Annotated in this window: 11 protein-coding genes and 4 pseudogenes; 10 read left to right on the top strand and 5 right to left on the bottom strand. The window is 68.6% G+C overall.

Annotation, left to right across the window (positions count from 1 at the left end; all coding sequences use genetic code 11):
• Positions 1-72: 72 nt before the first annotated feature.
• The 5 genes and pseudogenes from QMK30_RS20770 to QMK30_RS20750 all read right to left on the bottom strand — a co-directional run bounded on the left by QMK30_RS20770 (position 73) and on the right by QMK30_RS20750 (position 3,586).
• Entirely contained in the window at positions 73-483 is a 411-nt protein-coding gene (locus QMK30_RS20770) for a GNAT family N-acetyltransferase (protein ID WP_283519786.1), read from the bottom strand.
• Positions 484-703: 220 nt separating this feature from the next.
• On the bottom strand, positions 704-1,363 hold the full coding sequence (locus QMK30_RS20765; protein ID WP_283519785.1) for a hypothetical protein: 660 nt from the start codon (positions 1,361-1,363) through the stop codon (positions 704-706).
• Between the two features lie 300 nt (positions 1,364-1,663).
• Positions 1,664-1,896, bottom strand: a pseudogene (locus QMK30_RS20760) (Imm53 family immunity protein).
• A 130-nt stretch (positions 1,897-2,026) separates the two neighbouring features.
• Complete coding sequence (locus tag QMK30_RS20755) at positions 2,027-2,566, bottom strand: transglycosylase SLT domain-containing protein (RefSeq protein WP_349362095.1); 540 nt, start codon at positions 2,564-2,566, stop codon at positions 2,027-2,029.
• A gap of 590 nt (positions 2,567-3,156) precedes the next feature.
• Positions 3,157-3,586 (bottom strand): annotated as a pseudogene (locus QMK30_RS20750) (hypothetical protein).
• A 164-nt stretch (positions 3,587-3,750) separates the two neighbouring features.
• On the opposite strand from QMK30_RS20750, the gene QMK30_RS20745 reads away from it, so the two are divergent.
• From QMK30_RS20745 to QMK30_RS20705, 10 genes and pseudogenes are all read left to right on the top strand, one after another.
• Complete coding sequence (locus tag QMK30_RS20745) at positions 3,751-4,347, top strand: TetR/AcrR family transcriptional regulator (protein ID WP_502963184.1); 597 nt, start codon at positions 3,751-3,753, stop codon at positions 4,345-4,347.
• A 112-nt stretch (positions 4,348-4,459) separates the two neighbouring features.
• Positions 4,460-4,798: a hypothetical protein gene (locus QMK30_RS20740; RefSeq protein ID WP_283519783.1), complete on the top strand. Its 339-nt coding sequence runs from the start codon at positions 4,460-4,462 to the stop codon at positions 4,796-4,798.
• Between the two features lie 178 nt (positions 4,799-4,976).
• Positions 4,977-5,446, top strand: a pseudogene (locus tag QMK30_RS20735) (bifunctional 4-hydroxy-2-oxoglutarate aldolase/2-dehydro-3-deoxy-phosphogluconate aldolase).
• Positions 5,447-5,601: 155 nt separating this feature from the next.
• Complete coding sequence (locus QMK30_RS38835; RefSeq protein WP_502963183.1) at positions 5,602-5,874, top strand: SidA/IucD/PvdA family monooxygenase; 273 nt, start codon at positions 5,602-5,604, stop codon at positions 5,872-5,874.
• A pseudogene (locus QMK30_RS20730) lies at positions 5,814-6,248 on the top strand (L-lysine 6-monooxygenase); the annotation flags it as partial. The gene QMK30_RS38835 and the pseudogene QMK30_RS20730, both read left to right, overlap by 61 nt.
• 11 nt (positions 6,249-6,259) lie before the next feature.
• Positions 6,260-7,318, top strand: a complete 1,059-nt coding sequence (locus tag QMK30_RS20725; protein ID WP_283519782.1) for a FecCD family ABC transporter permease — start codon at positions 6,260-6,262, stop codon at positions 7,316-7,318.
• Positions 7,315-8,406, top strand: coding sequence for a FecCD family ABC transporter permease (locus tag QMK30_RS20720; protein ID WP_502963182.1), 1,092 nt, complete (start codon positions 7,315-7,317; stop codon positions 8,404-8,406). Before QMK30_RS20725 ends, QMK30_RS20720 begins: the two co-directional genes overlap by 4 nt.
• A 38-nt stretch (positions 8,407-8,444) precedes the next feature.
• A complete protein-coding gene (locus QMK30_RS20715) occupies positions 8,445-9,287 on the top strand; it encodes an ABC transporter ATP-binding protein (RefSeq protein WP_283519781.1) in 843 nt (280 codons plus the stop codon).
• 136 nt (positions 9,288-9,423) lie between these two features.
• On the top strand, positions 9,424-10,473 hold the full coding sequence (locus QMK30_RS20710) for an iron-siderophore ABC transporter substrate-binding protein (protein WP_283519780.1): 1,050 nt from the start codon (positions 9,424-9,426) through the stop codon (positions 10,471-10,473).
• A gap of 46 nt (positions 10,474-10,519) precedes the next feature.
• Positions 10,520-12,307 (top strand): ABC transporter ATP-binding protein, encoded by a 1,788-nt coding sequence (locus QMK30_RS20705; RefSeq protein WP_283519779.1) that lies wholly within the window; start codon positions 10,520-10,522, stop codon positions 12,305-12,307.
• Positions 12,308-12,337 lie beyond the last annotated feature (30 nt).

Genomic DNA, 12,337 nt, shown 5'->3' with positions numbered 1-12,337 from the left:
GCGCTTGGCCGGTGGGCAGGTGTGCCGCTGGATACAGGTGTGCGGCTGTGACGGCCTGGTAGGTGGCCGGCTTCACACCGTGGCGGGGCCTTTGATGGTCCAGGCGGAGTCGTGCTGGGTGAAGCCGACGTGCGGGTAGTAGTCGACGGCGGCGGGGGCCGCCAGCAGGATGAGCCGGGCCTGGGGCGCCGCTTCCCTGGTGGCCTGGATGAGGGCGCGTCCCACTCCCTGACCCTGGAACTCGCTGTCGACGGCCAGGTCGCTCAAGTAGGTGGCGTATGCGCCGTCGGTGATCGAGCGGGCGATCCCGATGAGCCGGTTCTCCGCGCGCACGGTGATGATCAGGTTGGCGCCGGCCAGCATCTTGGTGAAGCGTTCCTCGTCGTCGACCGGGCGTCGTTCGGCCAGGGTGGATGCCCGGTAGAGACCGATGGTCTCCTTCACGTTCAGGCTCGCGCCGACCACCTGTTCACACGTCCACATGCGGCTGCAACTCCTTGCTCCATGGCCCGGGCGCGTACAGCGTACGGCTGTGGTCCCGCTGTGGGACCAGCACGGCCAGCCTCCCATTTCTTCGCCTGGTCGGCTGAGCGGGAATCCGGATACGAAGGCGGTCGAACTCTTCGGCCCTTGGCCCACATGGTGACGGCTCCGGCGTCAGGGCCTGCGTGCTGTACGCCTGGCGTACGACCTGGTCGAGCAGTCAGGCCCCCAGGGGGTGCCGCTCTTCTGGGCCCAGTGCCACCGTGGTGGTAATCCGAGTGACGGCGGGTTTCCGGGGCACCGAAGCGAACCCGAAGCGCACGGGCGGTTCGATGGGCGCCATCACGCCGAGGTCCTTGCCTTCGAAGACTGCCGAAACTGTGTCGATCGGCCTCAGATCGTGCGGTCCATACCACTCGCGGCGACCGGTCCCTGCGCTGCCTCGGGTCCGTACGCCTGCCAGCAGGAGGCGGGCGGGAAGGTCCAGGAGTGTGCTCCAGGCCGGGCGGGCGGCGAGCGTGTCGGGCACCGCACGCAGAAGAATCCCCAGGGGTCCTCGCCGACCGGTGGTGAAGCGCAGGTCGAGAGGACCCGCCTTGACGGTCCAGAGGGCTGCTTCGACGCTGACGTCCACCGGCACGATGTGCACGGTGTCGAAGTTGTAGGTGGTGGCGATGAAATCCGCCGTCCGCGAAGTGGGTGCGAACAGCCGCCGTTCGCCGTCTTTTCGCTCAAGCATCACGTCGCTGAACGAGCCGAACGGCGATCGTTGCCAATGTCCCAGTACGATGCGTGTCCCGGATGAGGTGCCTGTGCCCGCGATGCATCCGTCAAAGCGCAGCCGCGCGTGATTGGGCGTCTTGTGGCGTTTCTGACTCATCCTCTGCTCCCGTCGAAAGCCTTCGAGGAGTGCCTGACAGTGTCACATCACGCGAGTTTTGCTACGTCGTCCTGACTCTTTGCGCGCGTGGCGCAGGCAGACGGCGCGCCGAGTCCGCGCCAAATCGGGGTCGATACAAGGACTCGCCCGGGGTGCGCCGTACGGGCTGCCACCGTCCTGGCGGAGGGCTTGCTCACCGCACGCTCTGTCAGGCATACCTGCCGCGCGACGGGGTCGGCGACGGCGGCGGTGGCGTGACAGGGGCGGGCAGGTGCAGCAGGGTTGCCGGGCTTCTCTGCTTTACGGCCTGCGTGCCTCGGCCCACGATCGGAACATGGCCAAGGCCTCGGTGAGGTTGGCGGGGCAGCATGCGGCGTTGAAGTGGAAGCCTGTTACTCGCGCGTGGATCCAGTTGTCGGGCCGCGTTCGATGGTCTGCTCGGGGTATTCGCGTGCTCCGAGCGGAGTGTCCTCAAGGTCAAGCGTGATGGTCCATCCCGGGTTGTCGAGGGTGCCGATCTTGACACCCCACATGTGCTCCCGGTCGCCGTCGCACTGCTCGGCATACCGCCTCTGAAGCCAGTCGAGATCTGAGCCTGAATCGTTCATGGCCGATGATCCTATGAGGTCGTTCCGAGCAGGGTGGTGCTGTGCCTCGTGTCGCTCAGTAGGCGGAGTCGACGTTGTCGATGGAGCCGTACTTGTCAGCGGCGTAGTTGGCGGCTGCGGTGATGTTGGCGACCGGGTCGGTCAGGTCCTTCTCCGTGCCGGGGACGTGGTAGGCGTCGAAGGTCGGCTGGATGACCTGCAGCAGCCCCTTGGACGGCGTGCCGTTCTGGGCGTTGACGTCCGTGCCGTTGGCCGCGTCCGGGTTGCCGCCGGACTCGCGGATGATGTTGCGGTGCAGGCCCTCGTAGCTGCCGGGGATGCCCTTGTCCTTCATGATGGCGAGGGACTCGCGGATCCAGCCGTCCAGATTCTCGGGGTGGGACGGCTTCTTGTCGGCCTTCTTCGCGAGGGCGTCGGCCTGTGCGGAGACGGCGCTCGCCGCGGACACGCTGTGCAAGGTGGGCTCGGCGGCCTGTGCGGGGGAGGGGACGAGGGTCAGTGCTGCCGCGGCGGCGCCGGCGGCGCAGAGGCCGGAGACCGAGAAGTTACGGATCCGGGCAGTGCGGGCGGTGGAGGTGCGGGGCTGGGCGAGCATACGGATGGAACTCTCCAAATCAGTGGAATGCGGGGAAGCCGCGGGGGGCGACGACAGTGCAGCGACGCTGCGTGACGTGGCCGGGAAACAGTCGGATCGAGCGCTGCTCGACCGGTCCGGAGTGGCTGGCTCCCCGGGGTACGTTCCATGGTTAACAACCGCGAGAGATGTCCGCAATAACCCTAAAAACTATGCTTCTACGTAGTGAAGGGACGAAGTCGGCTCGGACCTTGCATGGGGCGCCGCACCGTACGCCGTGTCCTCCTAAGGCGCTTCGTATGTGATCCACGCCCTATGGGCGGGCTCACAGCCCGCAGGGATCCGACTCCGGCGAGGAGGACTTAGGGCCAGGACCAAAGGCCCTGTGGCTTCGTGACGTTCGCCGAACGATGCCGGGTGCGCCGCGGCGTACGGGGAGGGGCCCCCACGCCGCCCCACGCTGCCTCATCTCGCGTGAGCGCCACCGTCGGGTGCAGACGGGAGGCGCGGATCGCCGGATAGAGGCCCGCGACCACGCCGATCAGCGGACGTCCCGGCGGTCGCTGCGGCCCTTCTCGTTCTCCCGCTTACGGAAGCGGTGTCTCTCGTGCCTACTTCGATTCGACTCGTCCGAGCGGGTTGGGTTCGGCCGTCAGTGCGTCATGCGCCGCCTGCCAAGCGGAATCGCCGGGGTAGAGCTCTGTGCGGAGGTAGGCCCAGGTGAGCCGCTGGACCGCCGACACTCGCTCGAGGTTCTCGTCCGTGGTCTCGGCGACGTCATATCCGGAGACCCCGCCGAGCCCGTGCTCCGCGTCGAACAGGGCGAGCAGGGTGGGCATAGTCGTTCAGCGAGGAGAGATGGTTCGAGTAGCCCTGGCCGTGCGAGAGGAGGATGACCGGCAGGTCGCCCTCGGTCACCGGCGCGGAGACCCGTACCTCCAGGTCAACGGCTCGGTCGGGAGTCGACAGCACCACCGGACCGACCGAGAGGACAGGAGTGGGTGAGCTGAAGGTGGCGGCTGTGGAGGTCGATTCAGGCATGATGCGTTTTCCGTTCAATGACCTCTGCCGCCTGTCTCATTCGGCCGACGGCGGGGGATGCGGTCAGGAGCGTCCGGCTTCGGTTACGCTGAAGCGGAGCGTTGTTCCACTTGCTGTGCGGAGCGATGTTTCGGTTAGTCAACGGCCATCGGAAGGAGAGCGCGGTGCCCACTGCAAGCCACTTCGGGGAGGTGCGGCCCCGAAGCAAGCGGGCCGATGCGCAGCGCAACCAGCAGACGCTGCTCACCGCCGCCGCTGCGGTGTTCGTCACCTCCGGCGTCGACGCACCGATCCGTGAGATCGCGGCCCGAGCGGGCGTCGGGATGGGGACGATCTACCGCCACTTCCCGACTCGGGCGGATCTCGTCGTCGCCGTCTACCGCCACCAGGTCGAAACCTGCGCCGAGGCCGGCCCGCACCTGCTGGCCGACGCCGACTCTCCGCTCGAAGCGCTCCGTCAGTGGGCCGACCTGTTCGTCGACTTCCTGGTCACGAAGCACGGACTCGCCAACGCGATGCAGTCGGAGAGCAGTGGCTTTGACGCGCTGCACACCTACTTCCTCGACCGCTTGGTGCCCGTCTGTGCGCAGTTGCTCGACGCGGCAGCCGAGGCCGACGAAATCAGGCCCGGTACGCATGCCTACGAACTGATGCGTGGCATCGGCAACCTCTGCATCGGGCGTGACAGCGACCCCCGCTACGACCCCCGCCGGTTGGTCCAACTGCTCCTTCTGGGGCTGCAGCGACCGCAGTCGTCCTGATGCCGACGGTGAGCCCGCACGAGCGGCGCCGTCCCTCGCTTCGGGGCGGGACCCCGGATATGCGCAGGGGGCCAGCCTGCTCTGGGCTTCGCCCCGCTACAACTCGGGCCGGATGGTGGAGGCCGGTGCCGCGTACATAGCGGCGGCGGCCTCGATGCCCAGGGCCGGTGACACCAGGTCCGAGGCCGAACCGACCATGCGCCGGGGCTACCTGAGGTGGGACGAGGGCCGTGTCGAGGAACCGACCTGCCGACTGGCGGGCCTGCCCGATGAGGCCCTGCGACTGCACCGGCAGGCGCTGGATCTGGCCCCGAAACTTGGATACCGGTACGCGGAGGCGCTGGCCCACGAGGGAAGCGCCGCGGTCCTCGACGAAACGGACCCGCGTGAGGCCGCCGAACATCGCGCGGCCGGGCACGCCATCCTGCAGGAGCTCGCACCAGGGGCCTGACGGCACTGGTGGCTCCCGCCGGTCTGTCGGGTCATCGGGACAGGGGTGGCGGCTGGGGCTGGGGCAGGGGCAGGGGCAGGGGCAGGGGGAACGGTAACGGCCCGGTGGTGTCCGGATCGGTTCGGTGGAGTGTCGCCTTCACCCGCCCCCACGTCTTCGTCATCGGTGACGACTCCAACTGGCAGAGGAGGACATCCCGCTCATCGAGGTCTCGCTCAGCGGCAACGACGCGCTCGCCGTCATCTGCCGGGCCCGCGCGGCCCTCGGGGCCGCCGCCCCGCTCGGCGCCGGCACCGTCCTGATCGCGCAGGACGTGCAGGCGGTCCACGAGGCGGGCGCCGACTTCGTCGTCACCCCGGCCGTCTGTGAGGAATCACGGAGGCGAAGCGACTCGAACTGCCCGTTCTCGCCTGGGTGATGACCCCCACCGACATCGTCGCCGAACGGCTCGGAGCCGACGCCCTCCCAATCCTCCCGGCGGCGCAGGCGGGTGGCCCCGAGTACCTGCGGGCCCTGCACGGCCCGTTCCCGACCGCGCCGTTCGTGCCCGTCGGGGGAGTGGACGCCGAAGCGGCCCGCATCTACCTCGCGCATGGCGCGACCGCCGTGGGAGTGGGTTCGCCGCTCACCTCGAACTTCGAACGATAAGCCATCGATGCCCGATTGTCCGTATTTGCCCTGTCGACAGCATCGCATGATTAGCTTAGGCTAACCTAAGTTTGCTGGCCGCTCCGTCGGCGTGCCCGCCCTTCGCATCCTTCCTCCACGCCTGGCAGGCGGCTTTCCCGCACGATCGGAGTGACATGTCACAGGTCCTTCCTGGCGACGCACCGCTGGTCCTCGACCTCATCGGCATCGGCTTCGGCCCCTCCAATGTGGCCATGGCGATCGCGCTCAACGAGCACAACGCGCACGTCGGCAGGCAGGAGCCGGTCACCGCTCACTTCTTCGAGCAGCAGCCGAGCTTCGGTTGGCACCGCGGCATGCTGATCGACGACGCCACCATGCAGGTGTCCTCAACGTGTCCCGGGTCACCGGCGCGCAGGAGACGCCCGACGGCGTCCGTGCCACGGTGAAGTCCCTCGTCACGGGCGAGGAGACGCTCCTGGACGCCGGCGTCGTGGTGTTCGCCACCGGCTACAGCCCCGCCGACCCGCTCGGCCTCCTCGGCGAGGTCGCCGACCGCTGCCTGAGCGACGACGAGGGCCGGGTCCGCGTCGAGCGCGACTACCGCGTCGCGACGGACCCCGACCTGCGCTGTGGGATCTACCTGCAGGGCGGCACGGAGCACACGCATGGCATCACGACGTCCCTGCTGTCCAACACCGCGATACGGGTCGGCGAGATCCTGGACTCGCTGTTCGACCGGGGCCTGAAGTCCGCCTCCGACGAGGCCCGGCCCGTCGCCGACGGCAGCACCGCCCGTCAGTCCGCCCACGGGGAGGGATAACGTACATCGACATGTTCACGACTGCAGTTGAGCGACCCGCGCCCGTGGGTACAACGGAGGCCCGTCGGCGGCGGGTCGTGGGTTTGGGCACGCTTGTGGTGATTCTCGTGATCGCCGCGGCGGTGTCGCTGGCCGTCGGCGCACGCGCGTTGAGTCCCGCCGAGGTCTGGCACGGGCTGTTCGCGGTGCCCGACTCCGACGAGCGGCTCACCGAGATCAGGCTCATTGTGCAGACCGTGCGGGTGCCCCGGACGGTTCTCGCGATCGTGGCGGGCATCGCTCTGGGGGTCGGCGGTGCGCTGATCCAGGGGTACACACGCAACCCCATCGCCGACACGGGCCTGCTGGGGGTGAACGCCGGAGCCTCGTTCGCCGTGGTTACGGTGATCGCCCTGTTCGGGTTCACCGACCCGTTCCAGTACGTCTGGTTCGCCTTTGTGGGGGCGGCGGTCGCCGGCGTCGTCGTCTTCGGCCTGGCGAGCATCGGCCGGGGGGCGGGCAACCCGTTGACGCTCGCCCTGGCTGGGCAAGGGATCACGGTGTTCCTCGCGGCGATGACTACGGCGGTCGCGCTGTCCGACCAGAAGTCGCTGAACGCGCTGCGGTTCTGGAACGCGGGCTCCGTGGCCGGTGTCCAATTCGACGTCATCCGGCCGGTGACCGCGTTCATCGCGACCGGACTGGTATTGGCACTGATCACGCTGCCCGCCCTCAACCTGCTCAACCTGGGCGACGACGTGGCGCGGGGGCTGGGAGTGAACATCGCGATGAGCCGGACCATCGGCATCGTCGCCATCACCCTGCTGGCGGGCGCGGCCACGGCGGCCTGCGGCCCCATCGCGTTTCTCGGGCTCATGGTGGCCCACGGGGCCCGGTTTCTGACCGGGCCGGACTACCGCTGGCTGGTGCCGTACGCGGGTCTGCTGGGAGCCGTCGTCCTGCTGGTCTGCGACATCGTGGGGCGCTTGGTGGTGCGGCCGGGCGAGTTGGACGCGGGGGTCGTGGTCGCCCTTCTCGGCGCCCCGTTCTTCGCGATTCTGGTCTGGCGAGGAAAGTTCAAGAGCGCATGAACAAGACACGCATGGCCAAGACACACATGAACAAGACCGATGTGAATCCATCGGTGGCGCCGGGCGTGCGGATCGGCCGTGTGTCGTTCGTATGGCGGCCCTGGCTCGTCCTGGTCACGCTGCTGCTGATGGCGGCGACCTTCCTGGTGTTCTGCCTCTCCCTCAGCGCCGGGGACTTCCCCATCGGCCTGTCCCGGGTGATCGCCACGATCCTCGGCCGGGGCGAACAGGTCGACGAGTTCGTGGTCATGGATCTGCGGATGCCGCGTGCCCTGGCCGGTCTCATCGTGGGGATCGCGCTGGGGATGTCCGGAGCGATCACGCAGTCCGTCGCGCGCAATCCGCTCGCCAGTCCCGACATCCTGGGGATCACCAGCGGAGCCAGCGCTGTCGCGGTGTTCCTGGTGACGGTGTCGGGCGGGACCGCCGCGGCGGTCGTCAGCTCGGTGGGCCTGTCCGCGGCGTCGCTCGCGGGCGGTCTCGGCACGGGTCTGCTGGTGTACTTCCTGGCGTGGCGACGCGGGATCGACGGCGTACGGCTCATCCTCATCGGCATCTCGGTGAGCGCCGTGATGGAGGCGATCACGACCTGGCTGCTGGTCTCGGCCGACATCAGGGACGTGGCCAGGGCCCAGGCGTGGTTGGTCGGCTCGTTGGAGAACCGGTCGTGGGACGAGGTCCGGGTGGCGTTCTGGTGCACGCTCGTTCTCATGGTCGTCGTGGCCGGCGTCGCGTTCCAGTTCAAGCCGATGCACCTCGGCGACGAGGTCGCCGCCGGCCTGGGCGTCCGGTACTCCAGGGTGCGGGCGGTCCTGCTGTTGTGCGCGGTCCTGCTGGCCGCCGTGGCGGTGAGCGCGGCAGGCCCGGTTCCGTTCGTCGCGCTGGTGGCCCCGCAAGTGGCGATGCGTCTGGCGAAGTGCCCGACGCCGCCGATGGTGGCCTCCGGCCTGGTGGGAGCACTGCTGCTGATCGGCGCGGACCTGGTCGCTCGCACGGCGCTGCCGATCACTCTCCCGGTCGGCGTGGTCACCGCCGCGATCGGCGGCCCGTTCCTCGTCTACCTGCTGGTGCGGGCGAACCTCAGGTAGATGGTAAAAAGTAAGGCGAACCTAATTAAGGGGGGCTTGTGGCCGCGCAGTTCATCACCGAGATCGAGTCCGGGGTCAAGGACGTCTCACGGTTGGCAGCCAGGGGCGTCACGGTCGGATACGGCGGCCTGACAGTTATCGACGATCTCGACGTGGCGATTCCACCCGGAGTGATCACCACGATCATCGGCCCCAACGGCTGCGGGAAGTCCACCCTGTTGCGCACCCTGACGCGGCTGCTCAAGCCGACCAGTGGGACGGTCGTTCTGGACGGCGAGGACATCGTCAGGCTCAAGACGAGGGACGTGGCGAAGAAGCTCGGTCTGCTGCCGCAGGCGCCGGTCGCGCCGGAAGGTTTGACGGTGGCCGACCTGGTCGCCAGGGGGCGTCATCCGCATCAGAGTTGGCTGCGGCAGTGGTCCTCGGACGACGCCGGCGTCGTGGAGCGCGCGCTGGCCATGACCGGGGTGTCCGACCTGGCCGACCGTCCGGTGGACTCACTGTCCGGCGGTCAGCGCCAGCGTGTCTGGATCTCGATGACCCTGGCCCAGGGCACCGAGCTGCTGCTGCTTGACGAGCCGACCACCTATCTGGACCTGGCGCACGCGATCGACGTGCTCGACCTGGTGGACGACCTGCACGAGTCGGGGTGCACCGTGGTCATGGTGCTACACGACCTCAATCTGGCCACGCGCTACAGCGACAACCTCATCGTGATGCGGGAGGGGTCGATCCTGGCGCAGGGGCATCCGCGTGACGTGATCACCGCCGAGTTGCTGCACGAGGCGTTCGGGCTGCAGGCCAGGGTGATCGACGACCCGGTGGGCGATCGGCCGCTGATCGTGCCGATCGGCCGTACGCACGTCCGCCTCGACCTGTAGGCCTCAAGGGCAGGTGCGTGTCCAACTCGTTTCCGGTGATGGAAAGTTAGGCTAGGCTAACCTCACTTATGCGGGATAAGGTTTGGCTGCCCTTACATCGGGGCGCAGTGGACCGTGCGACAGCAAGGGATTTCGGATGCTTCTCCATCGAACGACGCTTGTGAAGCCATGGCGGCGGGTGGCGGCGGTAGTGTCCGCCGCGACCCTCGGGCTGGGCCTCCTCTCCGGATGCGGTTCCGACTCGGCGGACAAGAAGAGCGACGACGCCCCGGCTGCCGCCACCGGTGCATTCCCGGTCACCGTGGAGCACGCGTTCGGATCCACGAAGGTCACCAAGGCTCCCCAGCGGGTCGTCTCCGTGGGCTACACGGACGACCAGGCCATGCTGGCGCTCGGCACCAAGCCGGTCGGAATGGTCGACCAGTACCCGAACCCGGCGGGCAAGTCCCCCGACATCAACACCCAGTGGCCCTGGGTGAAGGACAAGTGGGGCGACACCCGCCCCGAGGTCGTCATGAACAACGGTGACTCGGGCCCCAACTACGAGAAGATCGCCTCCCTGCGGCCGGACCTGATCGTCGCGGTCTACTCCGAGATCGACAAGGCCGCCTACGAGAAGCTCTCCAAGATCGCCCCGACGGTGGGCCGCACCAAGGGCGAGAAGGAGCCCTTCAGTGCGCCGTGGCAGGACAACGCGGTGCACATCGCCAAGGCGCTCGGCAAGGAAGACGAGGGTGCCGAGCTGGTGAAGGGCATCCAGACCAAGCTCGACACGGCCGAAAAGGCAAACCCCGACTTCGGGAAGCAGACCGCTGTCGCGGTGTCCTGGTACAAGGACGCGGTGGTGCCGTTCACCTCCACCGACGTGCGTGGACGGCTGGCGACGGGCATCGGATTCAAGTACCAGACCAAGATCGACGAGATCGCGGACGGCGGCTTCTCCGTCCCACTGTCCCCCGAGCGCATGGACCTGATCGACGTCGACCGCATCTTTGTCATCAACGACAAGGCGGACACGGAAGCGCTGAAGAAGTTCGAGCTGTTCACCAACCTGCCCGCCGTCAAGAGCGGCAAGGTGTCGTACCTGCTGGACAGTGAGGGACCGGCGGTCGGTGCTGCCATGTCCCAGGGCACGCTGTTGTCCCTGCCGTACGCGATCGACGAACTCGCCAAGTCGGTCGGCTGAAAATGCCGATCGCCCTGTCCCGTCCCCGGCAAGATTTGGTCTCTTTGTGAGTATCACCGACACCCGCGTCGCCCCGACAACTCTGCGCACGGCGGCCGGAGGTGAGGCCACCGGGTGGGTCGCTGCGCACTGCCGCCGGGCCCCGTGGCTGACGGCCGCCACCGTGCTCACCACGGTGGCCGGGGCGGTGCTCCAGGTGCTCCCGGTGCTCCTTCTTGGCCGGGTGGTCGACGGGGTGGTCGAGGGCGAATCGCGCTCGATGCTGGTCATGGTCGGGGTGCTGATGGTGGCCGCCGCGCTGCTCGGCGCCGCGGCCACCGCGGCGTCGACGTACCTGATCGGGCGGCTGGGAGCGGATCTGCTCGCACAACTGCGGGAAGCTGCTGTCCGCGCGGTGCTGGCCATGCCGAGCGCACGCGTCGAGCAGGTCGGCCGGGGCGACGTACTGTCCCGGGTCGGTGACGACGTGGCCGTGCTGTCCAAGGGCATCCGCACGGCCGTCCCCACGGTGTTCTCGGCGGGAGTGCTGGTCGCCATAGCGACGGTCGGCATGTTCGGACTGGACTGGCGGCTCGGCCTGGCCGGCGCCTGCGCGCTGCCCGCGTACGCGCTGGCCCTGCGCTGGTATCTGCCCCGGTCCGCACCGCTCTACCGGGAGCAGCGGGTGGCCCAGGCCGACCGTGCGCAGGCGTTGATAAGTGGTCTGAACGGGATCGACACGGTCCGGGCGTACCGCCTTGAGGGCGCCGTGCGCGAGAAGGTCACCCAGGAGTCGTGGCGGGTGCGCAATCTCGGCGTCGAGGTGTTCCGGTTCTTCGGCCGGTTCGTCGGCAGGGAGAACCGCGCCGAGTTCATCGGGCTGGTCCTGATCCTTGTGGTGGGGTACGCCCTGTTGGAGGCCGACGCGGCCACCCTGGGCGAGGTGTCCGCGGCCCCGCTGATGTTCCACCGGTTGTTCACCCCGCTGGGCGCCATCATGTTCACCTTCGACGAGGCGCAGAAGTCGGGCGCGAGCCTCACTCGTCTGGTCGGGGTGTTGGGGGAGCCCGCGGAGGACCGGTTGGTGGGCGACGTGTCTGTCGCGCCGGCGGACACCGCGCCGTACCCGGTGACGGTGGAGGGCCTGACCTTCAGCTATCCCGACACCGAGGAACCGGTCCTGCGGGATGTGAACCTGTCCATCCCGGCGGGCGGTTCGCTCGCTCTGGTGGGGGTGACGGGCGCCGGCAAATCGACTCTGGCCGCGCTGATCGCCGGCATCGGCAGCCCGCAGGCCGGCTCGGTACGCATCGGGTCGCACGACCTCGCCGCTTTCGACGAGGCCGGGGCGCGGGCGTTGGTGAGCATCCTGACGCAGGAGACACACGTGTTCTCGGGCCCGCTCGCCGACGACCTGCGGCTCGCCGCGCCCGAGGCGAGCGATGAGCGGCTGATGGACGCCTTGCGCACGGTCGGCGCCGGTGGGTGGGTCGAGCTGCTGCCCGACGGGCTGAACGCCATGGTCGGCGAGGGCGGGGAGCGCCTGGACGGCACCAAGGTCGCCCAGATCGCCCTGGCCCGGCTTGTGTTGAGCCGCTCGCCGGTGGTGGTGCTCGACGAGTCGACCGCGGAGGCGGGCAGCGAGGGCGCCGCCGAGCTGGAGCGAGCCGTACTGGCCGCACGCTCGGGCCGCACCACGCTGCTCGTGGCGCACCGGCTGACCCAGGCGATGGCGGCGGACCGGATCGCCGTGCTGGACGCGGGACGCGTGGTGGAGGAGGGAACGCACGGTGAGTTGGTGGCTCTGGGCGGCCAGTACGCGCGTCTGTGGAGCGCCTGGCGAGAGGGCAGTTAGGGCAGCCTAAGTTAGGTTAGGCTGCCCTGC

This window comes from Streptomyces sp. H27-C3, from assembly GCF_030063415.1.
Taxonomy (GTDB): domain Bacteria; phylum Actinomycetota; class Actinomycetes; order Streptomycetales; family Streptomycetaceae; genus Streptomyces.
The sequence above is the reverse complement of the archived record's forward strand: the minus strand, read 5'-3'. Positions and strand labels throughout refer to the sequence as shown.

What these genes read in the sequence shown, in the direction of transcription:
- QMK30_RS20770 (WP_283519786.1), bottom strand. Translation starts at nt 483, where the DNA reads ATGTGGACGTGTGAACAGGTGGTCGGCGCGAGCCTGAACGTGAAGGAG.
- QMK30_RS20765 (WP_283519785.1), bottom strand. Translation starts at nt 1,363, where the DNA reads ATGAGTCAGAAACGCCACAAGACGCCCAATCACGCGCGGCTGCGCTTT.
- QMK30_RS20755 (WP_349362095.1), bottom strand. Translation starts at nt 2,566, where the DNA reads ATGCTCGCCCAGCCCCGCACCTCCACCGCCCGCACTGCCCGGATCCGT.
- QMK30_RS20740 (WP_283519783.1), top strand. Translation starts at nt 4,460, where the DNA reads ATGGTGGAGGCCGGTGCCGCGTACATAGCGGCGGCGGCCTCGATGCCC.
- QMK30_RS38835 (WP_502963183.1), top strand. Translation starts at nt 5,602, where the DNA reads ATGTCACAGGTCCTTCCTGGCGACGCACCGCTGGTCCTCGACCTCATC.
- QMK30_RS20725 (WP_283519782.1), top strand. Translation starts at nt 6,260, where the DNA reads ATGTTCACGACTGCAGTTGAGCGACCCGCGCCCGTGGGTACAACGGAG.
- QMK30_RS20720 (WP_502963182.1), top strand. Translation starts at nt 7,315, where the DNA reads ATGAACAAGACACGCATGGCCAAGACACACATGAACAAGACCGATGTG.
- QMK30_RS20710 (WP_283519780.1), top strand. Translation starts at nt 9,424, where the DNA reads ATGCTTCTCCATCGAACGACGCTTGTGAAGCCATGGCGGCGGGTGGCG.